The 19,971-nt window shown below is 70.0% G+C and carries 21 protein-coding genes; 10 read left to right on the forward strand and 11 right to left on the reverse strand.

What is annotated here, in order from left to right; translation table 11 throughout:
• Positions 1 to 11 precede the first annotated feature (11 nt).
• On the reverse strand, positions 12 to 446 hold the full coding sequence (locus VM306_RS08410; protein ID WP_325512704.1) for an Rrf2 family transcriptional regulator: 435 nt from the start codon (positions 444 to 446) through the stop codon (positions 12 to 14).
• A 39-nt stretch (positions 447 to 485) separates the two neighbouring features.
• Positions 486 to 926: an Lrp/AsnC family transcriptional regulator gene (locus tag VM306_RS08415; protein WP_211257779.1), complete on the reverse strand. Its 441-nt coding sequence runs from the start codon at positions 924 to 926 to the stop codon at positions 486 to 488.
• A 106-nt stretch (positions 927 to 1,032) separates the two neighbouring features.
• Here VM306_RS08415 and VM306_RS08420 point away from each other — a divergent pair, with 106 nt between their 5' ends.
• Both VM306_RS08420 and kynU read left to right on the forward strand, forming a co-directional pair.
• The gene (locus tag VM306_RS08420) at positions 1,033 to 1,848 is read left to right on the forward strand and encodes a tryptophan 2,3-dioxygenase (protein ID WP_325512709.1); all 816 of its coding nucleotides are present in this window, start codon (positions 1,033 to 1,035) and stop codon (positions 1,846 to 1,848) included.
• Complete coding sequence (gene kynU / locus VM306_RS08425) at positions 1,845 to 2,945, forward strand: kynureninase (RefSeq protein WP_325512711.1); 1,101 nt, start codon at positions 1,845 to 1,847, stop codon at positions 2,943 to 2,945. Before VM306_RS08420 ends, kynU begins: the two co-directional genes overlap by 4 nt.
• Here the strand turns inward: kynU and VM306_RS08430 are convergent.
• The gene (locus VM306_RS08430) at positions 2,935 to 3,663 is read right to left on the reverse strand and encodes an oxidoreductase (protein WP_325512713.1); all 729 of its coding nucleotides are present in this window, start codon (positions 3,661 to 3,663) and stop codon (positions 2,935 to 2,937) included. The genes kynU and VM306_RS08430 overlap by 11 nt on opposite strands.
• A 259-nt stretch (positions 3,664 to 3,922) precedes the next feature.
• Here VM306_RS08430 and acs point away from each other — a divergent pair, with 259 nt between their 5' ends.
• From acs to VM306_RS08450, 4 genes are all read left to right on the forward strand, one after another.
• On the forward strand, positions 3,923 to 5,905 hold the full coding sequence (gene acs / locus VM306_RS08435) for an acetate--CoA ligase (protein ID WP_325512715.1): 1,983 nt from the start codon (positions 3,923 to 3,925) through the stop codon (positions 5,903 to 5,905).
• A gap of 100 nt (positions 5,906 to 6,005) precedes the next feature.
• Complete coding sequence (gene nhaA, locus VM306_RS08440; protein WP_325512717.1) at positions 6,006 to 7,199, forward strand: Na+/H+ antiporter NhaA; 1,194 nt, start codon at positions 6,006 to 6,008, stop codon at positions 7,197 to 7,199.
• Positions 7,196 to 7,639, forward strand: a complete 444-nt coding sequence (locus VM306_RS08445) for a phage holin family protein (RefSeq protein ID WP_325512719.1) — start codon at positions 7,196 to 7,198, stop codon at positions 7,637 to 7,639. The genes nhaA and VM306_RS08445 overlap by 4 nt, the downstream gene beginning before the upstream one ends.
• Positions 7,636 to 8,553, forward strand: coding sequence for an alpha/beta hydrolase (locus VM306_RS08450; protein WP_325512805.1), 918 nt, complete (start codon positions 7,636 to 7,638; stop codon positions 8,551 to 8,553). The genes VM306_RS08445 and VM306_RS08450 overlap by 4 nt, the downstream gene beginning before the upstream one ends.
• Here the strand turns inward: VM306_RS08450 and VM306_RS08455 are convergent.
• Positions 8,525 to 10,009, reverse strand: a complete 1,485-nt coding sequence (locus VM306_RS08455) for an FAD-dependent oxidoreductase (protein WP_325512721.1) — start codon at positions 10,007 to 10,009, stop codon at positions 8,525 to 8,527. The two genes, VM306_RS08450 and VM306_RS08455, sit on opposite strands and share 29 nt — an antisense overlap.
• 73 nt (positions 10,010 to 10,082) lie before the next feature.
• Between VM306_RS08455 and VM306_RS08460 the strand changes: the two genes are divergently transcribed.
• The gene (locus VM306_RS08460) at positions 10,083 to 10,853 is read left to right on the forward strand and encodes a TetR/AcrR family transcriptional regulator C-terminal domain-containing protein (RefSeq protein ID WP_325512723.1); all 771 of its coding nucleotides are present in this window, start codon (positions 10,083 to 10,085) and stop codon (positions 10,851 to 10,853) included.
• On the opposite strand, the gene VM306_RS08465 is transcribed toward VM306_RS08460, so the two are convergent.
• From VM306_RS08465 to nth, 4 genes are all read right to left on the reverse strand, one after another.
• Positions 10,771 to 11,958 (reverse strand): MarP family serine protease, encoded by a 1,188-nt coding sequence (locus tag VM306_RS08465; protein ID WP_325512725.1) that lies wholly within the window; start codon positions 11,956 to 11,958, stop codon positions 10,771 to 10,773. The two genes, VM306_RS08460 and VM306_RS08465, sit on opposite strands and share 83 nt — an antisense overlap.
• A 15-nt stretch (positions 11,959 to 11,973) precedes the next feature.
• Positions 11,974 to 12,630: a CoA pyrophosphatase gene (locus VM306_RS08470; protein ID WP_325512727.1), complete on the reverse strand. Its 657-nt coding sequence runs from the start codon at positions 12,628 to 12,630 to the stop codon at positions 11,974 to 11,976.
• Positions 12,630 to 13,190: a TlpA disulfide reductase family protein gene (locus tag VM306_RS08475; protein WP_325512729.1), complete on the reverse strand. Its 561-nt coding sequence runs from the start codon at positions 13,188 to 13,190 to the stop codon at positions 12,630 to 12,632. Before VM306_RS08475 ends, VM306_RS08470 begins: the two co-directional genes overlap by 1 nt.
• 174 nt (positions 13,191 to 13,364) lie before the next feature.
• Positions 13,365 to 14,072 carry an endonuclease III gene (gene nth, locus VM306_RS08480; protein WP_325512806.1) on the reverse strand — a complete coding sequence of 236 codons (708 nt, stop codon included), beginning with the start codon at positions 14,070 to 14,072 and terminating at the stop codon, positions 13,365 to 13,367.
• Positions 14,073 to 14,208: 136 nt separating this feature from the next.
• On the opposite strand from nth, the gene VM306_RS08485 reads away from it, so the two are divergent.
• The 3 genes from VM306_RS08485 to VM306_RS08495 all read left to right on the forward strand — a co-directional run bounded on the left by VM306_RS08485 (position 14,209) and on the right by VM306_RS08495 (position 17,039).
• Entirely contained in the window at positions 14,209 to 14,448 is a 240-nt protein-coding gene (locus VM306_RS08485; protein WP_325512731.1) for a hypothetical protein, read from the forward strand.
• A 206-nt stretch (positions 14,449 to 14,654) separates the two neighbouring features.
• Positions 14,655 to 15,329: a Crp/Fnr family transcriptional regulator gene (locus tag VM306_RS08490; RefSeq protein ID WP_030469453.1), complete on the forward strand. Its 675-nt coding sequence runs from the start codon at positions 14,655 to 14,657 to the stop codon at positions 15,327 to 15,329.
• 459 nt (positions 15,330 to 15,788) lie between these two features.
• Positions 15,789 to 17,039 (forward strand): MFS transporter, encoded by a 1,251-nt coding sequence (locus VM306_RS08495; protein ID WP_325512734.1) that lies wholly within the window; start codon positions 15,789 to 15,791, stop codon positions 17,037 to 17,039.
• Between the two features lie 140 nt (positions 17,040 to 17,179).
• Here the strand turns inward: VM306_RS08495 and dnaN are convergent, their stop codons facing one another.
• The 3 genes from dnaN to VM306_RS08510 form a co-directional block, all read right to left on the reverse strand.
• Positions 17,180 to 18,271 carry a DNA polymerase III subunit beta gene (dnaN, locus tag VM306_RS08500; RefSeq protein ID WP_325512736.1) on the reverse strand — a complete coding sequence of 364 codons (1,092 nt, stop codon included), beginning with the start codon at positions 18,269 to 18,271 and terminating at the stop codon, positions 17,180 to 17,182.
• A 96-nt stretch (positions 18,272 to 18,367) separates the two neighbouring features.
• Positions 18,368 to 19,180 carry an MBL fold metallo-hydrolase gene (locus tag VM306_RS08505; RefSeq protein ID WP_325512738.1) on the reverse strand — a complete coding sequence of 271 codons (813 nt, stop codon included), beginning with the start codon at positions 19,178 to 19,180 and terminating at the stop codon, positions 18,368 to 18,370.
• Positions 19,177 to 19,971: an NUDIX hydrolase gene (locus tag VM306_RS08510; RefSeq protein ID WP_325512740.1), complete on the reverse strand. Its 795-nt coding sequence runs from the start codon at positions 19,969 to 19,971 to the stop codon at positions 19,177 to 19,179. The genes VM306_RS08505 and VM306_RS08510 overlap by 4 nt, the downstream gene beginning before the upstream one ends.

The raw sequence follows: 19,971 nt of genomic DNA on the forward strand, positions 1-19,971 counted from the left end.
CGACGAGTTCCTCACTTCGGCTGCAGGGTGAGCAGAACGGGACCGGTGGGATCAGCGACGAGGTCATCGACGCGCAACGGATCGAGTGAGGCGTAGAAGGCTTCCTGGGCCAGGCGCAACGCACGGCGCAACCGGCAGGCGGAGCTCAACGGGCACGCCACCTCGCCCTCGCAGTCGACGACGTCGCCCACGCCCTCCAGCTCGCGGACCAGGTGGCCGATCGAGCCGGCACGACCTGTGGCGGTGAGCGCGAGCCCACCGCCACGGCCGCGCCGCGCCTCGACGACACCGAGGTGCTGGAGCTGGGACACGACCTTCGCCGCGTGCGTGTACTGGACGCCCATGACCTCGGCGACCTCGCGCGTGGTCGGGTTCGCCGTCCTGTCGACGACGGCCAGCCGCATCACGATCCGCAGAGCGATGTCGGTGCTCTTGGTCAGCCTCACAAGATCGGAGGCTAGCTTAATTGGAATCTTGGATGCGTGTTATCCGGGCAACACCGGACGCCACGGGATCGGCGTGGACAGCACCATTGCGCTGGACGTCTCCCCGTGTGCGGCCAGCCGGACCAGCAGCCGCTCCAACTCGACGATCGACGTGGTGACGACCTTCACCACCGAGCAGATGTCCCCGGTCAGCCGCACGACCTCGACCACCTCGGGGAGGTCGTCGAGCAACTCCGGATGGACTGTGATGCACCTCGGGCCGTAGCACTTCATGCGCACCAACGCGACGACTGGACGTCCGACGACGGTCGGGTCCACCACGGCGCGATAGCCGGTAATCGCACCCATGTTCTCCAACCGCCGCACGCGTTGCGCGACCGTCGGCGGTGAGACGTGCACCCGGCGCGCGAGTTCGTTGTACGACAGCCGCGCATCCTCTTGGAGGGCCTCCAACAGGGCCTTGTCCACCTCGTCCAACATGAACGCAAAGCTACTCGGCGACTTGTTTTGCGTTCGGAAGAAGTTTCGCGCGAACGCCTTTCGTCATCCATTCAGGTGGCGGGCGGTTCCGGCGAGGATTGAACGCATGAGCTGCCCCGTATCCCCCAAGCTGGATTTCGGCGGCACCACGCCGTACGAGGACTACGTGCACGCGTCGGTGCTGCACACCCTTCAACAGCAGTGGTCCAAAGATCCGCGTGAGATGTCGTTCCTGGTCATCACGCAGGTGATGGAGCTGTACTTCGGCCTGCTCTGCTTCGAGTGGAGGCAGGCCCAGACCGAGCTGCGCGCCGACGACCTGCGCGCGGCGATCCGCACCCTGCGGCGCTCCGACCTGCACCTCCAGGCGCTGTCCGCCGCCTGGCGGCCGATCGCGCGGATGACGCCGACCGAGTTCAACTCGTTCCGCGACGCGCTCGGCGAGGGCTCGGGCTTCCAGTCGGGCATGTACCGCGAGATGGAGTTCCTGCTCGGCGAGAAGTCCAGGTCGATGCTCGTGCCGCACCGCGCGGTGCCGGCGATGCACGACCAGTTGGAGAAGTCGCTCGGTGAGCCGTCGCTCTACGACGACGTGCTGGCGGCGTTGAAGCGTCGCGGTTTCGACATCCCCCAGTCCGTGCTGGACCGCGACCTGACCCAGGCGTACGAGCCGTCCGCCGAGGTCGAGCAGGTGTGGGCCACGATCTACCGCGGCGACGACCGCGATCTGCTGGAGCTGGGCGAGGCGCTGACCGACATCGCGGAGGAGTTCGCGCGGTGGCGCTACGACCACCTGCTCGCGACCCGCCGTTCGATGGGTTCGAAGGTCGGCACGGGTGGTTCCGCCGGTGTCGCCTGGCTGGAGAAGCGCACCCAGCGCGCGGTGTTCCCGGAACTGTGGACGGCGAGGAGCTACGTGTGAGGCGGGAGCTGTTCGACATCCCCGAAGGTGTCATCTACCTGGACGGCAACTCCCTCGGCGCACCGCCGAAGCACGTCGCCGCGCGCATGCAGGAGGTCGTGCGGCACCAGTGGGGTGAGCGGCTGATCAGGTCGTGGTCCGAGGGCTGGTGGGAGACGCCGCAACGGGTCGGCGACCGCGTCGGCCGGCTGATCGGTGCGGCTCCCGGCCAGGTCGTGGTCGGCGACTCGACGTCGGTCAACGTCTTCAAGGCGTTGATGGGCGCCGTGAAGGGCACCGGCCGCGGCGAGATCGTGTGCGACGAGTCGACGTTCCCGACCGACGGCTACATCGCGCAGTCCGTGGCGTCGTTGACGGGCCTGAAGATCCGGGCGGCTCATCCGTCCTCTTCGGACCTGTCGGAGGACACCGCCGTGGTGCTGCTCAACCAGGTCGACTACCGGACCGGCGAGCTCCACGACATGAAGGCGCTGACCGAGCAGGCCCACGGCGTCGGCGCGCAGGTCGTCTGGGACCTCTGCCACAGCGCGGGCGTGCTGCCGATCGAGTTGGACGCGCTCCAAGTCGACTTCGCGGTCGGCTGCACCTACAAGTTCCTCAACGGCGGGCCGGGCTCACCGGCGTTCATCTACGTGCCGCACGCGAGGCAGGCGACGTTCGAGAACCCGCTGTCGGGCTGGAACGGCCACCGCGAGCCGTTCGGCATGAACCCCTCCTACGAGCCGGATCCCGGCATCGCCCGCGCACGGGTCGGCACGCCGGACATCCTGTCGATGCTGGCGCTCGACGCGGCCCTGGACGTGTGGGACGACGTCGACCTCGCCGAGCTGCGCGAGCGTGGCCTGGCGTTGACGGCGTTGTTCCGCGAGCACGTCCAGAAGCTCACGAGCCTGGAAGTGATCACCCCGGAGAACCGCGGCAACCAGATCTCCGTCCGCTGCCCCGATGCCAGGGCCGTCATGGACGAGCTGATCGCACGCGGCGTCATCGGCGACCACCGGCCGCCGGACATCCTGCGGTTCGGGTTCGCGCCGCTCTACGTGACCGACGAGGACGCGATCAGGGCCGCCGAGATCCTGGCCGAGATCACCCGGTGAGCGCGGCGTCCGCGATGCTCTTCGCCTCGCGGGCGCCCGCCTCCAGCGCGGAGCAGACGAACAGGATCCACTGGGCCAGGCCCTCGATCTCCCCCGACGCGAACGCCACGGACGCGGCCTCGTACTCGGCCGACCGGCGCAGGCACGCCACCTCGGGCACGCCGAGGCCCTTGGGGTCGAGCCCGCTGGAGATCGACGTCATCCGGGCCGCGGCACGGGCCACCACGCCGTTGGCGACGCCGAACGGCGCCAGCCCGAGGAGCTCGCCGTGCACGACGGCGACGAGCACCGGTGCCGGCACGGACGTGCCGCCGGTGACCAGCGAGCCGATCAGGTCGAGCCGCTGCGACACGTCCTCGGAAACGCGCGGGCGTCCGACATCAGTCGTGAGGTCTGCGGCGGCGAGGACGTGCAACCGCGCGAGAGCCTGCAACGGCGCGCGCTGCCATGTCGCGACGAGACCGCCCAACGCCTCGGCGACGCGCAACGACCCCGCGAGCACCGGGTCCGAGACCTCGCCGGACTCCGGGATCTCGGTCGGCCCGCCCTCCAGCGCCGCGGACGCCCGGGCGGCGCGGACGGACGCCTCCGCCGCCGTCGTGGCCCAGCCGCGCAGGTTCACCCGATGGCGGTGCACCTGGAAGACGGCGTCCTTGGCGGCGTTCGCGGCGTCGGCCACGCCCGGCAAGGAAAGCAGCGGAGCGAGAGGATCGGTCACGGTCGCGCAGAGTACCTGACCAGGTGAAACGGGTGATCCAGCTCACTGGGGGGACCGCTGAGCGCGCAAGTGCGCCCGTTCAACGCGCCACACGTGCCTCAAGCAGACAAAACGGGTTACACAATGACAGCCGTGTAACCGACCTCCCCAAATTGGTCTGAACCTTTTGGGGGAGGAGCCTGTTGGAAGTGAAGTGGCTCGCACTACGGTGAGTGCCCCCATCCCCAACCGGTCTGGACTTTCCAGGAGGTCTCGCACCATGACGCAGTCGCCAGGCCAGGGCAACGCTCTGGACAACCTGCTCACGGAGAGCAGGACGTTCCCGCCTTCCGACGAGTTCGCGGCACAGGCGAACGCCCAGCCCGCGCTGTACGAGGAGGCGAAGGCCGACCGCGAGGCGTTCTGGGCGAAGCAGGCGGAACGGCTGCACTGGGAGACCAGGTGGGACCAGATCCTCGACTGGTCGGACGCCCCGTTCGCGAAGTGGTTCGTGGGCGGCAAGCTCAACGTCGCGTACAACTGCGTCGACCGCCACGTCGAGTCCGGCCACGGCGACCAGGTCGCGATCCACTGGGAGGGCGAGCCCGGCGACTCCCGCGCCATCACCTACGCCGAGCTGCAGCGCGAGGTCTCGAAGGCCGCGAACGCGTTGACGTCGCTGGGGATCGGCGCCGAGGACCGCGTCGCGATCTACATGCCGATGGTGCCCGAGGCGATCTTCGCGATGCTCGCGTGCGCCCGCGTCGGCGCGTTGCACAACGTCGTGTTCGGCGGCTTCTCCGCCGAGGCGCTGCGCACCCGCATCCAGGACTCCGCGTGCCGGCTCGTGATCACGACCGACGGCCAGTACCGCCGCGGCAACCCCGCTCCGCTGAAGCCCGCCGTCGACGAGGCCGTCGCGGACGCGCCGTCGGTGGAGAAGGTCATCGTCGTCAAGCGCACCGACACCGAGGTCGCGTGGACCGACAAGGACGTCTGGTGGCACGAGCTGGTGGACTCGCAGTCCGACCAGCACACCCCCGAGGCGTTCGACTCGGAGCACCCGCTCTTCATCCTCTACACCTCGGGCACCACGGGGAAGCCGAAGGGCATCCTGCACACGTCCGGCGGCTACCTCACGCAGGCGTCGTACACGCACCACAACGTGTTCGACCTCAAGCCGGACACCGACGTGTACTGGTGCACCGCGGACATCGGCTGGGTCACCGGCCACAGCTACATCGTCTACGGCCCGCTGTCGAACCGCGTGACGCAGGTCGTCTACGAGGGCACGCCGAACACCCCGCACGAGGGCCGCCACTGGGAGATCGTGCAGAAGTACGGCGTCTCGATCTACTACACGGCGCCGACGTTGATCCGCACCTTCATGAAGTGGGGCGCGGACATCCCGGCGAGGTTCGACCTGTCCTCGCTGCGCGTGCTGGGTTCGGTCGGCGAGCCGATCAACCCCGAGGCGTGGATCTGGTACCGCGAGAACGTCGGCGGCGGTTCCGCGCCGATCGTCGACACGTGGTGGCAGACCGAGACCGGCGCGATCATGATCTCGCCGCTGCCCGGCGTCGTGGCGACCAAGCCCGGTTCGGCGCAGCGCCCGCTGCCCGGCATCGGCGCGAAGGTCGTGAACGACGAGGGCGTCGAGGTCCCGGCCGGCGGCGGTGGCTACCTGGTGCTCGACGAGCCGTGGCCGTCGATGCTGCGCGGCATCTGGGGCGACGAGGAGCGCTACCGCGACACGTACTGGTCGCGCTTCGGCGAGCAGGGCTTCTACTTCGCGGGCGACGGTGCGAAGTACGACGCCGACGGCGACATCTGGCTGCTCGGCCGCGTCGACGACGTGATGAACGTGTCCGGTCACCGCATCTCGACCACCGAGGTCGAGTCGGCGCTCGTGTCGCACCCGACCGTGGCCGAGGCGGCCGTCGTCGGCGCGTCCGACGACACGACCGGCCAGGGCATCGTGGCGTTCGTGATCCTGCGCGGTGGCGCTGGTGCGGACGCGAGCGGCGCCGAGGCGATCAAGGCGCTGCGCGACCACGTGGCCAAGGAGATCGGCCCGATCGCGAAGCCGCGCCAGATCATGGTCGTGCCGGAGCTGCCGAAGACGCGCTCGGGCAAGATCATGCGCCGCCTGCTGCGCGACGTGGCGGAGAACCGCGCGGTCGGCGACGTGACGACGCTGGCCGACTCGTCGGTGATGGACCTGATCTCGGCCGGTCTGCAGTCGGGCAAGTCCGAGGACTGATCTCGCTCCGAACCGTGACGGGCGTCCTCTGCGGAGGGCGCCCGTTGCCGTTAGGGTCGCGTCAGGGTGAGCCGGGAAGTCTGGTCGGCGCCGATCTGTCATGCCCGCCGACCGCCCTGGGAGCACTGTGTCGCGCAAGAAGGACGTCGTCGCCGAGTTCGCCCGTTACCTCCGCACCGAGACCGTCGGTGGCACGGTGCTGCTCATCGCCACCGCTGTCGCCCTGATCTGGGCCAACTCGCCGCTCTCGCCCGCCTACTTCGGCCTGCGCGACCTGCACCTCGGACCGTTGTCCGTCGGCGACTGGGCCAAGGACGGGCTGCTCGCGATCTTCTTCTTCGTCGCCGGGCTGGAGCTGAAGCGCGAGCTCGTCGTCGGTGAGCTGTCGAACCTCAAGGCCGCGACCCTGCCGGTGATCGCGGCGGTCGGCGGGATGATCGCTCCCGCGCTGATCGCGCTGACGATCGGGTGGGGGCAGCCGGGGATCGAGAAGGCGTGGGCGATCCCGGTCGCCACCGACATCGCGTTCGCGCTCGGGGTGCTCGCGCTGACGGCGTCCGGGCTGCCGTCGAGCATCCGGGTGTTCCTGCTGTCGTTGGCGGTCGTGGACGACCTCGGCGCGATCGTCGTGATCGCGGTCCTGTTCACCGCGAAGTTCGACCTGCTCGCGGCCGGTGCCGTCGTGCTGCTGCTGGCGCTGTACTGGTTCCTGCAGCACAAGAGGATCACCAGCGCCTGGCTGCACGTGCCGATCGCACTCGCCACCTGGTGGTTCATGCACGAGTCGGGCATCCACGCCACGATCGCGGGCGTCGCGCTGGCGTTGCTCACGCGGGTGAGGCGGGACCCGTACGAGCGGGAAGCGCCGGCGGTCCGGCTCGAACACCGCCTGCAGCCGTTCTCGGCCGGGGTGGCGGTGCCGGTGTTCGCGCTGTTCGCGGCGGGTGTGCCGGTGGGCGCCGAGGCGTTCGGGAAGCTCTTCTCCGACAAGATCGCGATCGGCGTGATCGCCGGTCTCGTCGTCGGCAAGGTGATCGGGATCGTCGGCGCGTCGGCGCTCGCGGTGTGGTTCAAGGCGGCGGTCTGGCCGTCCGGTGCCGGGCCGCGGGACATCGTCGCGGTGGCGGTGCTGGGAGGGGTCGGGTTCACCGTGAGCCTGCTGATCGCGGACCTCTCGCTGGCCGACCCGGACACCGCGAAGGCCGCTGTGCTGATCGCCTCGATGATCTCGTCGCTGCTCGCCGCGGTGTTGCTCATTCGCCGCAGCCGCGCGCATGGCACGATGTCCGGGTGACCACCAGGGAACACATTGCGGCGATTCCGCTGACCGCAGACGACCCGACCGCCGAGGCCTCGATCGGTGGCCTCGTCCGCGACGCGACCGCGCACGTGTCGACTCTGGTCAGAGCGGAGGTCGAGCTCGCCAAGGGCGAGATCACCGCCGAGATCAAGAAGGGCGTGAAGGGCAGCGTCTTCTTCATCGTCGCGCTGACGGTGCTGTGCTTCAGCCTGTTCTTCCTCTTCATGGCGCTCGGGTTCGGCTTCGCCGAGTGGTTCGGCTGGGGCTACTGGGCGGGCTTCGGGCTCGTCTTCGGCGTCATGCTGCTGACCGCCGGCCTGTTCGCGTTCCTCGGCTACCGCAAGGTGCGCAAGCTCAGGGCGCCGGAGAAGTCGATCGCGGCCGCGAAGGACACCGTCGCGGCTCTCACCCACCGCAGGGGTGACTCAGCCTGAGCCGCAAGCCCGATCCGTCGGTGGTGCGGGTCGCGGGTCCGTGGACGCACCGCGACGTCTCGGCCAACGGCATCCGCCTGCACGTCGCCGAACTCGGCGAGGGACCTCTCGTGCTGATGCTGCACGGGTTCCCCGAGTTCTGGTGGTCGTGGCGGCACCAGCTGACGGCACTCGCCGAGGCGGGGTACCGCGCGGTGGCCGTCGACCTGCGCGGTTACGGCGACTCGGACAAACCCCCGCGCGGCTACGACGGATTCACCCTCGCGGGTGACATCGCGGGGTTGATCAAGGCACTCGGCGCCCAGCGCGCGCACCTCGTCGGCAGCGCCTGGGGCGGCGCCACGGCGTGGACGGTCGGCGCGTTGCACCCCCGTCTGGTCTCGTCGGTCTCGGTGCTGTCCGCACCGCACCCGCTCGCGATGCGCCGCGCGTTCCGCCGGCACCCCCGCGTGAACTCGCACGTCCTGCGCTTCCAGCTGCCGATCTACCCCGAACGCTGGCTGACCGGCCACAACGGCCAGCAGGTCGCCCGGCTGCTCTCGGCGTGGGCCGGTCCGAAGTGGCGGTCGGCGCCGGAGTTCGACGAGGTCATCCGCCGCTGCCGCCAGGCGATGACGGTGCCGGGCGTCGCCCACAGCGCGATGGAGTACTACCGCTGGGCGGTCCGCTCGCAGGTCCGCAGCGACGGCCGCCGGTTCACCGAGGCCGTCGACAAGCCGATGCAGGTGCCGGTGCTGCAGATCCACGGCGCGCTGGACCCGATCACCCTGGAGTCGTCGGCGCGCGGCTCGCTGCCGTGGCTCGGGCCGGAGTCGGAGTTCCGCTACCTGCCGGAGGTGGGGCACTTCCCGAACCAGGAAGCACCCCACACCACGAGCCGGCTGATCACCGAGTTCCTGCGGAAGTCGCGCTGAACGCGTCCTTCAGGGCGGTAGCCGGATCGCCGGGCAGGTCGGCCGAGCGCCACGCGATGTAGCCGTCGGGCCTGACGAGTGAGGCGCCCTTCCCGGACAGTCCGAAAGCGTCCAGTTGCTCGACCCGTTCGTACGTGACGCCCACGCCTGCCGCCGCCTCCTCCCACTGCGGGTGGTCCGCGACGAGCACCCAGCCGCGCTGGAAGAGGTCCACCGTGGACTTGCCGGGCTCGATCCACACGTGCGGGGCGCGCGTGCCGGGCTGGCCGTTCCACTGCTCGGGCAGCTGCGCGGGCGGCAGGTCCTGACCGGCGCCGAGCACCGCGTCCGAGCGGTAGAGCACGCCGAAGTGCATGGCGTTGTTGTCGTACAGCGGCGCGTCCTCCGGTCGGGCGTCGCGGTTGTGGCCGTCGTCGCGCGCGAAGATCTGCTGGTGGCAGAGGGTCGCGACGGGGCGGCGTTCCGCGTCGTAGGTGTCCAGGAGGGACGGTCGTGACTCGCCGCCGAGCACCGCGGCGAGCTTCCAGGCGAGGTTGTGGGCGTCCTCGATGCCGACGTTCGCCCCGAACCCGCCCCTGCTCGGCGGCAGCGTGTGCGCGGCGTCGCCCGCCAGGAAGACCCGGCCCTCGGAGAACCGGTCGGCGACGGCCGCGCTGATCGTCCACCGGCCCGTGGTGATGATCTCGATCTCCAGGTCGTCGCGGCCGATGGCCTGGACGATCTTCTGCCGCAGCTCGGGCTCGTCGTACTCGCGGTCGTCGAGCATCAGGACCCAGCGGCCGTCGCCGTAGGTCGTCAGGAAGCCGACGCCGTCGATGACGAACTGGCCGATCCCGTCCTTCAGGTACTCCTGCAGCGGCGCGCGGAACAGCACGCTGCGGGACGTGTGCATGTACCCGCGGCCGGTGCGGGTGACGCCGAGCTGCTCCCGGATCGGGCTGCGGTGGCCGTCGGCCGCGACCAGGTAGTCCGCGCGGATCTCGTAGGGCTCGCCGTCGCCCTGGACGACCGCCGTGACGCCGTCGTCGTCCTGGGAGAACTCCAGCATCCGGGTGCTCATGCGGATGTCCGCGCCGAGCTCGCGGGCCTTGTCGCGCAGGATCGGCTCCATCCGGTCCTGCGCCACGCCGACGCCCCTGGACGGCGAGTACTCGACGTCCGACAGCTTGTCCGGTGGCGTCCAGAAGGTCTCGTCGTACTTCTTCCCGACCAGGCTCTCCGCCCTGACCCGCCGGACGCCGAAGCCCTTGGTCATCCTGCTCTTCGGCAGCTCCTCCTCCAGCCCGACCGCACGCAGCAACTCGCCCACGCGGGCGTTGAAGCCGACCGCTCGCGGATGCTCCGAGCTGCCCGGATGCTTCTCCACCAACGTCACGTCCACCCCGCGCCACGCGAGGAACAAGGCGGCCGACGTCCCCGCCAGGCCTCCCCCGACCACCAGCACCTGTGTCTTCACGAACCATCCCCTCTCGATACAGCGTATCGTTCAATACACTGTATCGCTGATAGACGGTGTATTGTCCAGCCCGATGCCGAACGAACTCGTGTGGGACCGCCCGGAGCCGCCCAGCAAGCCGTCGCCGACCCCGTTGAGCAGGGAGCTGATCGTGAACGCCGCGATCGGGCTCGCCGACGGGGGCGGGCTCGACGCGGTGTCGCTGCGCAAGGTCGCCGCCGCGTTGAACGCCGGCCCGATGCGCCTCTACGGCTACATAGAGACCAAGGACGAACTGCTCGACCTCATGATCGACGAGGTCTACGGCGAGATCGCGCTGCCCGAGCCCGGCACGGAGTGGCGCGTGGCCCTGACGCAGATCGCGCACGGCATCCGCGCGGCGGCGAAGCGGCACCCGTGGTTCGTCGACCTGCTCGGCGGCAGGCCGCACCGGGGACCCAACTCGTTGGGGTACGTCGAGGCGTCACTGGCGACCCTCGAGGGCGAGCCGGGGTTCCGGACCATCGACGACGTGCTCGGCGCGGTCAGCACGGTCATGGCGTTCGTGCGCGGCGCGGTCGGCGGCGAGATCACCGAGGCCCGCGACGAGCAGACCAGCGGCATGACCGAGCGGGAGTGGCAGGCGGCGTCCGGCCCGTACATGCAGCGGATGCTGGCCACGGGGAAGTTCCCGACGCTCGCCAGGGTCATGTACGACGCCGAGCACACCAACGCCGCGGCGTGGTTCGACACCGGTCTGAGCTACGTGCTCGACGGCATCGCTACGAGGCACACCCCTGCGTCGACGCCCGGCGGGTCAGCGTCGGCGCCTTCTGCACCATCGCCTGCACCTGCTGGGCCGTGAGCACGAACCCGGTCTCCGGGTCGTCGACGGCCGCACCGAACACGACGCCCATCACGCGGCCGTTCGGGTCGACCAGCGGGCCGCCCGAGTTGCCGGAGCGGACCTCCGCGCGAACGGTGTAGACGTCGCGCGTCACCGTCTGCGCGTCGTAGATGTCCGGGCCGCGCAGCAGCGGGATCCGCTCGCGCACACGGGCCGACGACGCCTTGTACGGGCCGTCGAGCGGGTAGCCGAGCACGATGCCGTCCTCGCCCGCCTGCACCTCGTCCGAGCGGAACTGCAACGGCGTGGCCTCCAGGTCCGGCACCGCGAGCACGGCGATGTCCGTGCGCGGGTCGTAGGAGACGACGGTGGCGTCGAACTGGCCGCGGCCGACCTCGACCGTCACCTCGTTGGTGCCGGCGACGACGTGCGCGTTCGTCATGACGCGTTCCGGCGCGATCACGAACCCGGTGCCCTCCAGGGCGCGCGAGCACGACGGCGCACGACCGCGGACCTTGAGCACGCTCGCCTTCAGCTTGTTCACGACCGGCGCGTTCGCGAGCTGGCTGTCCGGAGGCTCGACCGCCTTGAGCGGCGTCCGGTTGAACGGGTCCATCGCCTGCGGGAAGCCCGAGACGTCGAAGAGCTTCTGCAGGTCACCCGAGAGCACGCGGGCGGCCTGCGGCATCGTCTGGTCGACTTTGCCGAGGATCACCGACTGCTTGAGCGACGACGTCAGGTCCGGCAGGCCGACGACCGAGGTCAGCGGCAGCGCGATCATCCACGCCACGACGAAGACGACCAGGCCCTGCACGATCGCGCCCAGGGCGTTGTCCGCCCCGCGCAACGGCGACGCGTTGACCCGCGCCTTGATCGTCCTGCCGATGTAGACGCCGATCGTCTCGCCCAGCGCCACGAGCAGCACGACGATGCCGACCGCGAACACGACCTTGGTGACGACGTTCTCGAACTGGGACACCAGCAGCGGTGCGATCTGCGTGCCGAGGATCAGGCCGACGAGCACACCGACGAAGGCGGGCAGCGCGACGACCATGCCCTGCCTGGCCCCGGAGACCGCGGCTATCGCGGCGAGGCCCAGCACGAGCAGGTCAACCCAGTTCAACCCGAAACCTCCGCCTCACTGTGTAGCGCGCAACGCTAGTTCAAGGTCACGCACATCCGACGCATCCCACGGCTGTTCCCAGCCGCCGAGTGCGATCAGGCCGTTGATCAACCCCGCGGTGAAGCCCCACACCAGCATGCCCGGCGCGGAGAAGGCAGCTCCGACGTAACCCGCGGGGTGGCGCACGCGGAACCTGTTCGCGGGATCCGCGAGGTGCGCCACGGGCACGCGTGCGACGGCGGCGGTCTCCGCCGGGTCGACAGGCGCGACGGGGCTCGGCTGTTCCCAGTAGGCGAGCACGGGCGTGACCACGAACCCGGACACCGGCACGTACAGCTCCGGCAGCAGGGCGAGCGGTCTCACTCCTGACTCAAGTACACCGGTCTCCTCGTAAGCCTCGCGTAATGCGGTGGCCACCGGACCGTCGTCGGTCTCGTCCGCCGCGCCACCGGGGAACGCGACCTGGCCGGGGTGCGAGCCGAGCGTGTCCGACCGGCGCAGCAGCAGGATGTCGGGCCCGTGCTCCTCGGACTCGCCGAAGAGCATCAGCACGGCCGCGGCCCGGTAGGCGCGCGTCGGCGTGCGGGGGTCGCGCATGAACGTGCGCGCGTCGATCTGCTCGGTGGCCTTGGCCAGGCGCTGCATCCAGTCGGGTGGCTCTGTTGCCTCCATCATCGAACCGCCTTCTCCACCTGCTCGGGCGCCGTGAAGTACGGCGGGTCCGTGATCTGCCGGACCGCACCGTCCGCTGCTACGTAATACGTGGCGGGCAGCGTTATCGGCGCCTTGACCTTCTTGCGCAGCTCGTCCGGCCCGTCGTACACCGACGGCAACCGCACGCCGAGCCGGGCGAGCAGCTCCAGCCCGTCGGCCTCTCTGCTCTGCACGAGAACAGGGACGACCGGCACGGCGTCCGGTTGCTTCGCGTACGCGTCCAGCACCGGCAGCTCCTCCTGGCACGGCTGGCACCAGGTGGCCCAGAAGTTGATCAGGACCGGTCCCTTCAGCGCGAGGGCCGTCCGGGTGCCGTCGCCGAGGCAGGTGACGTCGACGCCACCCTCACCGGCCGGTTGGCACGCCCTGAGCTGGGCCTGTGCGCGCAACGCGGCCACGTCCTGCGTCGGACGGGTGGGCGTGGGCGGCTCCGGCGCGTCGTCACGGGGCCACAGCGCCACGACACCCGCCACGCCGAGGACGAGCACGACGACGAGCCAGCGCGTGCGGTTGTTCACCGCTGCCTCCGGCGGGGTTGATCCGGCGTCCTCGTGTTCATGGCGGTCCCGGTGCGTTGCCTGGTATGCGGACGACGTGCGGGTGCCGGCTCAACCGGCTCCCGCACGAGCAGCGGCGCCGAACCGCACGTCCGGCAGCGCCACCACACCAAGAATGCCAGCACTCGAGCGAGGTCAACCCACCAGCTTCTCACCGGCCCGCACCCGCTCGGCGAGCTCGATCAGGTGCGGTTTCTCGTCGCCCTTCACGAGCTTGGCCGCCTTGTCAGGGTCCTCGGGGCCCAGGCCGTACGACGGGCAGTCCTTCATCAGGAGGCAGGCCCCGCACGCAGGCGTTTTGGCGTGGCAGACGCGGCGGCCGTGGAAGATGATCCAGTGCGAGGCCATGGTCCAGTCGCGCTTCTCGATCAGCTCGCCGACGGCGTGCTCGACCTTGACGGCGTCCTCGAGGTCGGTCCAGCCCCAGCGGCGGACGAGCCGGCCGAAGTGGGTGTCGACTGTGATGCCGGGCACATCGAACGCGTTGCCGAGAACCACGTTGGCGGTCTTGCGTCCTACACCGGGGAGCTTGACCAGCTCTTCGAGAGTGCCCGGCACCACACCGTCGTACTGCTCCACAAGAGCAGCACCGAGACCCAGCAGAGATGTCGCCTTGTTCCGGTAGAAACCGGTCGGGCGGATCATCTCCTCCAGTTCGACCCGATCAGCGCCGGCGTAGTCGGCGGCAGTCGGGTACTTGGCGAAGAGCGCGGGAGTGACCTCGTTGACCTTCTTGTCGGTGCACTGCGCGGACAGGACGACCGCCACGACGAGCTCCAGCGGCGTGGTGAAGTCCAGCTCGCAGTGCGCGTCGGGGTATCCCTCGGCAAGCACGCGCACCATCCGGCGGGCCCTGCGGGTCAGGCCGAGCTTGGTTTCCGGCTTCTTGGTTGCGGGCACTGATCCAGAGTAGTCAACACGCCGGAACCGACCCCTAGATCCGTACTCGAATCCCACATGCGCCACACTGCGGAGCATCATGACTGCCTGGCTTGTGATCGTCGTTCCGATCGTGATCATGTTCTTCGCGCTCTTCATGGAGCGCGTGGAAGCGCGTCTCCGGCACGGTGCCGTGCAGGAGAACGAGGTCGAGGAGTTCCTGGAGTCCGCCAGGCCCGAAGAGGTCAAGGCGCTCTACGGACACGGCATCGGTCGCGCACTCGACATGTTCCGCCTCCGCCGCCGCGGCCGCGGCACCGCGCGCAAGCGCGTTCGGTGACGGCCGGACGCTGACGCACACCCGAATGGCGTAGACTGGCTCGTTGGGCTCTGGATCGAGTCAGTCTTGTTGTCGCCACTGAGACGGCGAGCCGAACGGCGATCCACAAGCGAGCCCTTAGACTGCAACGCAGTGATCGGCGGCACGGCGCTGACTCCACCAAAGATGGTGGTAGGCGTGCCGTCGCGTCGATTAGGAGGGACGAGGTGGACGAGACCCTGGCGCGAGCGGGCATCTTCCAAGGGGTTGACCCGGCAGCCGCAGAGGCGCTGGCGCAGACCCTGGAGACGGTGGAGTTCCCGCGTGGCCATGTGATCTTCGCGGAGGGTGAACCAGGCGACCGCCTGTACATCATCCAGTCCGGCAAGGTGAAGATCGGCCGCAAGTCGCCGGACGGCCGCGAGAACCTGTTGGGGATCTTCGGGCCCTCCGACATGTTCGGTGAACTGTCCATTTTCGATCCCGGCCCCCGCACGTCGACCGCGACGACGGTGACCGAGGTGCGCGCGGTGTCCATGGACCGCCCCGCGCTCCGCCAGTGGATCACCAACCGGCCGGAGATCGCCGAACAGCTGCTGAGGGCCCTGGCCCGCAGGCTGCGCCGGACGAACTCCATGCTGGCCGACCTGATCTTCACGGACGTGCCCGGCCGCGTCGCCAAGGCGTTGCTGCAGCTCGCGCAGCGCTTCGGCTCGCAGGAGGCCGGTCTGCTCCGCGTCACGCACGACCTGACGCAGGAGGAGATCGCGCAGTTCGTCGGCGCGTCCCGCGAGACCGTGAACAAGGCGCTGGCCGACTTCGCGCACCGCGGCTGGCTGCGCCTGGAAGGCAAGAGCGTGCTGATCCTGGACCCGGAGCGCCTGGCGCGCCGCGCCCGCTAAGGCCACAACACGCAAGGGCGAAAGCCCGTCGCACGCTTCATCTGGTCACAGTGACGACCAGCGCGAACCAGCCTCATGTCGGCGAGTTCGCGCTGGTCCTCGGCGAACGAGCCGGAGCCTGCGGAGCAGCGACCAAAAACAAGAAGGACCGGGCGCCACCCCCGACGTGGCGCACCGGTCCTTCTTGTTGCACGGCCCATCCCCCGACGAACCGTGCCTTCCATCCCTCCGGCGCGCAGGCCCCGACCCTCTCGCTGGAGGTTTGGTCTCGGTCGACGACTCAACTTTCGCATGTCGCCACCCTGACCACTCAAGTCCTTTCACCCTCAAGGACCTCAGGTGTGGCTGTTTCGTTGCATGTTTCACCCGGTCACCGCATTCTCGTGACCCGATCGCAACCGTCGTGACTCTCGGCACCCGATCTGGTACACACGTACCAAGTTTGGCATACTGGTACACATGTCCCACTCTGCCCGCCTCTCCGACTACCGCGCTGCCCTGACGACCCCCGGCATGCGCGGCCCCGTTGTCGCGTCGCTGCTCGCTCGCCTGCCCATCGCGATGGTCGGGCTCTCGCTGCTGCTCTACGTCGAGCGCACGACGGGTTCGTTCGCGGTCGCCGGCATGGTCTCGGCGGCGGCACTGGTGGGCGTCGCTCTCGGTTCCGTGATCCAGGGCCGGTTGATGGACCGCTTCGGCCCGACCCGTCCGCTGGCCTTCACGACCGTGCTGTTCACCGTCTTCGTGACGGTCTCGGTGCTCGCCGTCGAGGCAGGTCTCCCGGTGTTCGTGCTGACCCCGCTGGCTCTCGGCGTCGGCGCGACCGAGCCGATGGTGGGCTCGGCGTCGCGTGCGCTGTGGGAGCGGATGGTCCCGACGGGCGCGACGCGGATGGCGGCGTACGCCTACGAGGCCATCAGCATGGAGGTCTTCTTCATCCTCGGACCGGGGCTCGCCGGCCTGCTGCTGGCGGCGCCGTGGGCGGGCACCGGTGTCGTGGTCGGTGCTGTGCTGATGGTCGTGGGCGCGCTGTGGTTCGCGTTCAACCCGGTCGTGCGCGCCTGGGGCCCGGTGAAGCAGGCACCGCGTCCGTTGCTCGGCGCGTTCGCCTACCCCGGCATGCGCACGGTGGCTCTGGCCGCACTCGGCTTCGGTGTGACGATCGGCTTCGTCGAGGTGGCGGTGCCGGCGTTCGCGAAGGCCGCTGGCCAGGCGTCGATGGGCGGCCTGATGCTGTCGCTGTGGTCGATCAGCTCGGTGATCTTCGGCGTGCTCTACGGCATGCGCCCGTGGCCGCGCCCGATGCACCTGCGCCTGCCGGTGCTGCTGGGAGGCTTCGCCCTGCTGGCGTTCCTGCTGGCCATCCCGTCGACGCTGATCGGCCTGGGCGTGGCGCTGTTCTTCGTGGGCACGCTGATCACGCCGCAGTCGACCGCGCACTCCGCGGCGATCGAGCAGGTCACACCCAACGGCATGGCCGCGGAAGCGTTCGGCTGGGTGATCACGTCGGTGACCGTCGGGCTCGCCATCGGGCAGGGCCTGTCCGGACAGCTGATCGAGCACTTCGGAACTCGTCCGGCGTTCGTCGCGTCGGGTGTCGCGGGACTGCTGATCGCGCTGGCGGTGTGGCTGCTGCGTGAGACGGTGCGCCGGGGCGTGCCTGCCGCCGAGGCGCCGCTGCGGTCCGAAATGGAGCTCGCGGCCCGCTGAGCCGCGGTCGGAGCGGAATCGCGGGCCGGGATGAACCGGGCCCGCGAGTCCGCTCCGCAAGACTGCTGGAAGGTCTCGGAGCGAATCGGGCACCGAGCACCTCGTCGGTGGCGCCGCTTCGGTCCGGGCCCGCGTGGCGGCTACGCCACCGAGCGCATCGGCACCACGAGGTAGGTGAGTTCCACGCCGTCCTCGCCCGGCGTCGACGTGAGGACCGTGGAGCGGAGGCCGTCCTGGATCCTCAGCTCGATCCGGCGGCCCGCGAAGGCCTTCAGGGCGTCGGCCAGGTAGCGGGCCTGGAAGGTCTTGGTCAGCCTGTCGCCTTCGACGTCCGCCTTGACGAACTCCTCGGACTCGCCCTGCTGCGGGTCGCTGCCCTTGACCCGGATCTCCGAGTCCTCGACCTGGATGGTGACCGCCTGGTGCGGGCCGCCGTAGGGCGTGGCTCTGCGGACGGCGCGGGCGAGCGCGTCCGCGTCCACTAGCACCGTGCTGTCGATGACTGCCTCCAGTAGTCGGCGCGCCCGGTCGTCCGGGAACGGCGCGGCCAAGAGTGCGGTGGAGATCGAGTTGTTGCCCCAGGCGAGGCCGATGCGGTCCTCGTTCGCGTGCAGCGCTACCTGGCCGGTGGCCTGGCGTGCGGCTTCCGCGATGGGCTTCGCTGGTACCAACAGGTCCACGTGACCCACTTGTTCCCACGGCAGTGTGGCGTAGGCCATGCGGTAGCGGTCGGTGGCCATCACGTGCAGCTTCTCGGGGTCGGACTGGATGCGGATGCCGGTGAAGATCGGCAGCGCGTCGTCCTTCGAGGCGGCGCCCGCCACCGCGGCGATGGCGCGGAGCCTCGGCGCGTCGATGCGACCCTGCAGAGGCGGCAACGCCGGAACGCCGGGGTGGTCGTCCAGCGAAAGCAACGGCAGCGCGAAACGCGACGTCGGGGTGCGGACGGCCAGGCGGTGACCCTCCACCTTGAGCCTCACCTGGGGGTCGTCCAGCGCCTGGAGGGTGGCGGCCAGCGGCTTCGCGGGCACGAGCACCTCTCCTTCGGTGTGGACCGTGGCGTCGACGGTCAGGCGCACGCCGTGCTCCTGGTCGCTGCCCGCGATCTCGACGTCCATCCCGGCTTTCAGGCGGAGCCCGGCGAGCACCGGGTCGAGCACGCGGGTCGGCAGCAGCCGCGCCACCTCTGCGGCGGCGCTCGCGAGCTCTGCTGTCGTGGCGGTGAGGTCCATGGTTCGGGACGTTAGCGGGCACCCCTGACAATTTCGGGTGCCTCGAGCGACTGGGGAACGCTAGCGGGCGTCACAACGGAGCGGAAGCACTCCGTCTCAATCGGTGACGACCCTCAGGTACTCCAGCTGGGCCCGCACGGACCACTCCGCCGCCGGCCACAGCACGCGGTCGACGTCGGCGTAGACCACCTCGACGACCTGGCGCGGGGTCGGTGAACCACCCAGCGCGGCGACAGCCCGGCGAACCTGTTCCAGGCGCTGTGCGCGGTGGTCGAGGTACATCCGCGCCGCCTCGCCGGCGTCCGCGAGCTCCGGGCCGTGGCCGGGCAGGACGGCGGTGCCGGGAGGCAGTTCCGCCAGCAGCCGCAACGACTCGAAGTACTCGCCGAGCTTGCCGTCCGGGTGCGCCACGATCGTCGTGCCGCGGCCCAGCACCGTGTCGCCGGTCAGCACCGCCTCGCCGTCGATCACGAAGCACAGCGAGTCGCTGGTGTGGCCGGGCGTGCCCAGGACGCGCAGCTCCAGACCGGCGCTGGTGATCACGTCGCCGTTCACCAGACCTTCGGCGCCGTAGGTGAACGTCGGGTCCAGAGCACGCACCGGTGCGCCCACCAGCTCACCGAACGAGCGCGCGCCCTCGGAGTGGTCGGGATGTCCGTGCGTCAGCAGGACCTCGGCGATCGGCCCGACCGACGCGATCCGCTCCAGGTGGGCGGGATCCAGCGGACCGGGATCGACCACGACGTACGACGAGGCGTCCGGAGCCTTCAACAGCCACGTGTTCGTGCCGTCGAGCGTCATCGGCGACGGGTTGCCGGCCAGCAGCACGGCGGCGTGCCCGGTCACCTGCCGCAGCTCGCCGTACAACGGGTGCGCGGCACGGGCGCCGATCAGCGGAGACCCGCTCACGGCAGCACCACCCGCACGACGTCACCGTCGCGGATCAGCTTGGGAATGATCTTCGCCACGCTGCGCTCCTCCGCCATCACCTTCTCGACGCTGCCCAGCGCACCCACCTCGTCGAGCGTGCGCCAGGTGGGCGGCATGAGCATGCGACGGCCCTCGGCGGCGTCCCGGATCGCCTCGGCCGGCGTCTGCCACGACGCGTCGGAGGCCTCGGTCGTCTCGCCGTCGGCACGCTGGCCGGACGGCAGCGCGGCGACGAAGAACCGCGTGTCGTACCGGCGCGGCTCCTCGAGCGGGGTCACCCAGTTCGCCCACGGCCGCAGGAGGTCCGCCCGCAGGACGAGGCCTTCGGACGCGAGGAACTGCGCCAGCGAGATCTCGCGGTCGACGAGCTTCTGCCGGGCGCCCGCGTAGGCAGAGGTGTCCGCGACGACCGAGACGGGGTCGGGACCGGCGAGCAACACGCCCGACTCCTCGAAGGTCTCCCGGACCGCGGCGCACACGAACGCACGCGCGGTCAACGGGTCGACCCCGAACACCGAACCCCACCACTCCGGCGACGGACCGGTCCACGCGACGGACGTGTCCGCGTCGCGCTGATCCACGCCACCACCGGGAAAAACGGTCATGCCGCCCGCGAACGCCATTCCCTTCACGCGGCGCAGCAGGAACGCCTCCACGCCTTCGGACCCGTCGCGCAGCAGCACGACGGTGACGGCATCACGGGCCTCAGCGGGTTGGGCGGCGGGCCTGGTGGGTACCAGGTTCCCCGGCAAGGTCATGTCGTCGGGCAT

Origin of the sequence: Lentzea sp. (assembly GCF_035525475.1) — a bacterium.
GTDB lineage: Bacteria > Actinomycetota > Actinomycetes > Mycobacteriales > Pseudonocardiaceae > Lentzea.